Raw genomic sequence first — 3,736 nt, 5'->3', positions numbered from 1 at the left:
TGTAAGCGACTGTATATCATGGAACATTATTGGCGGTTCGTTTTGGTCGATAATACTACCAGTCCCTTGATCAATCCAATCATAAATACCTGCTTTGTACTCAACAGGTTCTCCAGCAATTAGAAGCTGCACCTCAGGAGCCTTTGCAAAAGTGGTTGATCCTCCCCTAGTTTTTCCTCCTTCAGCTGTCTGAAACCAGTCAAGTGAAACAGTTATTAAAACAGCAATTATAACGAAAACATAAGGAAGCCATTTATTTTTCATTCTTGTTATTCTCCAATCTCTAAAAGCTTTGCTATTTCTTTTTTGTATAGTGGTTTTTCAGGGGAATTAAAACTAGCGGTGTATCTACTTTAGGATGAAGTTTATTCAATCTACTGAGGCTAACAGAACAGCTCATACCCACTAACAAAAATAGGTACTCGATAATTAACTGTTTGTTTCAATATAAAGGAACAAAAGTCAATTGAATAGATATACCTTGTTTGAAAAGGAAATTTGATTGCGCTTGCAACCAGATTATATTAGTATCTTACTGAATACATTTGGTGGTGTTGCAGTGGAAATTACAAAACATTTGCTCCTGAATCTGTCTCTTTTATTAGTACTGCTGTTTTTTACACAACTGGTTATTGAGAGACAGGCGACTGAAAAAAACCGGAATGGCCTGCAAATACTTTATTTTATCTTATCGATTTTAATTTGTTTTATTTTTTCAATTGAAACAAGCGATGGTATACGCTTTGATCTTCGACAGGTGCCTATGATCCTTGGAAGCCTATATACAGGGCAAGGATTTTTGCTTGCAGGTGTGACAATCCTCATGCGTGGGTTCATGGGAATCAATGATGGTTTTTGGACTTCTGCGGGAGTTTTTACCGTTCTGGCATTCGTTCTTACCTGGATTAGCAGCTGGTTTTCACGCCTTTCACTCAATCAACGGGTAGGCGTTTCCATACTGGTTACAGTGATAACATCGATGGTGCTGATGCAATTAATCGGGATTATCACGGAACCAATCACACATCCGGAGGCATGGATCAGTTTCCTTGTGATTCCGGCTATCACTACAGGCCTTATAAGTTACTCAATTGAAACAATTCGCCAGTCCTTGCTGATCCGTCAAAAGCTGGCTAAAGCAGACAAAATAGAAGTAGTAAGCCATCTCAGCGCAGCGATTTCACATGAAATCAGGAATCCATTGACAACAGTAAAGGGTTTCCTTCAGCTGCTTGGCGAACAATCCTATCCAGAAGAAAAGAAAAAGGAATTCATAAAGATAGCTGTTGATGAGCTTAATCGAGCAGAAGAGGTAATTAATGATTATTTAACTTTTGCACGTCCAGCTTTTGAAAAAGTTGAAAACATCGATGTGGAAAAAGAGTTAAATCATGTATTGAATGTCCTGAAGCCTCTCGCTTATTTGAATGATATCAAGATCAAACGTAAGTATATTCCTGGTTTGATTATTACTGGAGATCGTTCGAAATTTCAACAGGGCTTCATCAATCTCATTAAAAATGGTTTCGAAGCAATGCCAGATGGCGGTGAACTCACAGTACAGACCTTTCTTACAGGCCATACAGTACATATCCTTATATCGGATAATGGAATCGGGATGACTGAGGAACAAATTAACCGACTTGGTGAGCCTTACTATACTACAAAGGGACAGCAGGGGACCGGTCTTGGGATGATGGTCACCTTTAGTATCATCCGAGCGATGAAGGGAAAAGTGGAAATAAAGAGCCAGGTGGGAAAGGGCACGACATTCCATATGAAATTTTCTATCCGGTCCGAAAAGTAAGAGGAATCCTTCTGCACAGGCAGGAGGATTCTTTTTAAAATACTTTAGGAAGATGTTGTTTATTGATATACCTTTAATTGGTGCAGAAGAGAAATGACTCCTGGAAAAGATCATCTTCCATGTGATCGACCGCAGCGTATTTTAATTGTACAAGTATAATAGATACCAGTCTGGACCTGCTATTTTGCTTTCATATGACACGAAAAAGCCAATTTGACAAGTTTGGCTTTTCTTGACATTTATATCCAAGTTTGCTATATTTATAGTAGCACTTTGCACGTGTTAGGCATAATGCAATTTGCTTGTTCTAATGTTTGAAAACGTTTGAATGAGTTAAGCAGTGAGGAACTAAACGTTGTGATTTGCTAAATTTAAATCATGGCTTGTTCAGCCGATCTAGGAGGATTTTTTTTTATGAAAAACGGTAAAGTTAAATGGTTTAATGCAGAAAAGGGTTTCGGTTTTATCGAAGCTGAAGATGGCAACGACGTTTTCGTTCACTATTCAGCAATTCAAACAGAAGGATTTAAAACATTAGAAGAAGGCCAAGAAGTATCTTTCGAAGTTGTTGAAGGTGCTCGTGGGCCACAAGCTGCTAACGTTACTAAACTATAATTATCATATATGACCTTATAGCCCAGCCAGTAGGCTGGGTTTTTGTTTTACATACATTTTACAATCCATTTGAAACTTTACCATTATCAAAATCGTACTAATATCAAATCATTTTTTTCATTTAAAAAGGGGGTACAGTTTAATGGTATTTTTTTTAGCTGCAACAGCAGGTGCTGCCATCATAATATCAATTGCTTTTTTAAAAAATAATGAAAAACACAAAAAGGCATTGCTGAAAGAAAATATACCCGATAATTTGGGCTTGCTCAATGGAGTACCCGCTCAGAAATTAATGACAAAACTGGATCAGGCACTTTCTTATGAATATTTAAACCAGGTTAAAATACGTTACTTAAGTGAGCATCCCGAAATAAGTGAGGATGAGTTTGAGTGGAGATTATTTGAATTAAAACGCTATTTTTTATTGAATTCGATCATGAAAAATACGCCGATGTTCAGCATGAAAGTGGATGAAATCTGGCACGAAATGCTCATGTTCACTAAAGAGTATGAAGTTTTTTCAAATAAATATTTAGGAAAAATGCTGCATCATACACCCAATCTCGAGCCAGAACCTGCACCACAGGAGCGGGCCATTTTCGATTGGGTATTTGCCCAGTTGTTCGATGTTACGGAGTATACATGGAAAGCCTGGGGCTCCTTCTTCCAATATCCTCTCGATCAAGCTGTATTAAAAAATGTTTACACATTAAGTGATGAAGAACTGAAGCAGCGCTATTTCAAGGTAGAAGAAAGTAATGAAGAATTGGTGAGTTATTTAATTCGACAGCTAAAAGAGCAGCTCCTCGAATCTGAAGATATATACAGCAAACATAAGAAGGGTAAATTCACACGACCAGCAAGATACGGAGACTTATCACCATTAACGATGGTTATGGTGTTTTACTCTTACTATTATTTTGATGAGTATTGGGTGTACGCAAAAGAATATGCCTATGCAAGCCAGGTTCAGGGTACGGCCGGTTGCAGTGCCGTATTTTGTGGAACGGGTGACAGCGGCCAGGATTCGCATGATGGGAAAGGCTGTTCAGGTCACAGCTGTTCCGGTAGCTGTTCGTCAAGCAGCTGCTCGAGCTGCGGCGGAGGATGCTCATGATTACGGTGTTTCAGTAAAAAAAACCTGCCTTATAGCAGGTTTTTTTAATGGTATTATAGTAACGTTGTTAGTGCGATTAAAATAACACAATATAAGACATTTATTTTGCGTTGGTATTTATAATTCTCAGTTGAGCAATAGTTTTTTAATCACATTTTGGAGATTTCCAGCAGTCATAATCCCGGAAAAATCCAGAC

Annotated in this window: 4 protein-coding genes; 3 read left to right on the top strand and 1 reads right to left on the bottom strand. The window is 38.1% G+C overall.

Translation table 11 applies throughout. The features are described from left to right. On the bottom strand, positions 1-264 hold a 264-nt coding region (locus WB217_RS19090), incomplete at its 3' end, for a hypothetical protein (RefSeq protein WP_423994910.1). A gap of 295 nt (positions 265-559) precedes the next feature. Here WB217_RS19090 and WB217_RS19085 point away from each other — a divergent pair. The 3 genes from WB217_RS19085 to WB217_RS19075 all read left to right on the top strand — a co-directional run bounded on the left by WB217_RS19085 (position 560) and on the right by WB217_RS19075 (position 3,539). Next, complete coding sequence (locus tag WB217_RS19085; RefSeq protein WP_423994909.1) at positions 560-1,807, top strand: ATP-binding protein; 1,248 nt, start codon at positions 560-562, stop codon at positions 1,805-1,807. A 414-nt stretch (positions 1,808-2,221) separates the two neighbouring features. Beyond that, the gene (locus WB217_RS19080) at positions 2,222-2,422 is read left to right on the top strand and encodes a cold-shock protein (protein ID WP_023614341.1); all 201 of its coding nucleotides are present in this window, start codon (positions 2,222-2,224) and stop codon (positions 2,420-2,422) included. A 142-nt stretch (positions 2,423-2,564) separates the two neighbouring features. Beyond that, positions 2,565-3,539, top strand: coding sequence for a hypothetical protein (locus WB217_RS19075; protein WP_423994908.1), 975 nt, complete (start codon positions 2,565-2,567; stop codon positions 3,537-3,539). The last annotated feature ends 197 nt before the right edge of the window (positions 3,540-3,736 follow it).

It is taken from the genome of Mesobacillus sp. (genome assembly GCF_049588175.1).
Classification (GTDB): Bacteria; Bacillota; Bacilli; order Bacillales; family Cytobacillaceae; genus Mesobacillus.
This window is presented reverse-complemented; position numbering and strand designations above follow the sequence as displayed.

What these genes read in the sequence shown, in the direction of transcription:
- WB217_RS19080 (WP_023614341.1), top strand. Translation starts at nt 2,222, where the DNA reads ATGAAAAACGGTAAAGTTAAATGGTTTAATGCAGAAAAGGGTTTCGGT.
- WB217_RS19075 (WP_423994908.1), top strand. Translation starts at nt 2,565, where the DNA reads ATGGTATTTTTTTTAGCTGCAACAGCAGGTGCTGCCATCATAATATCA.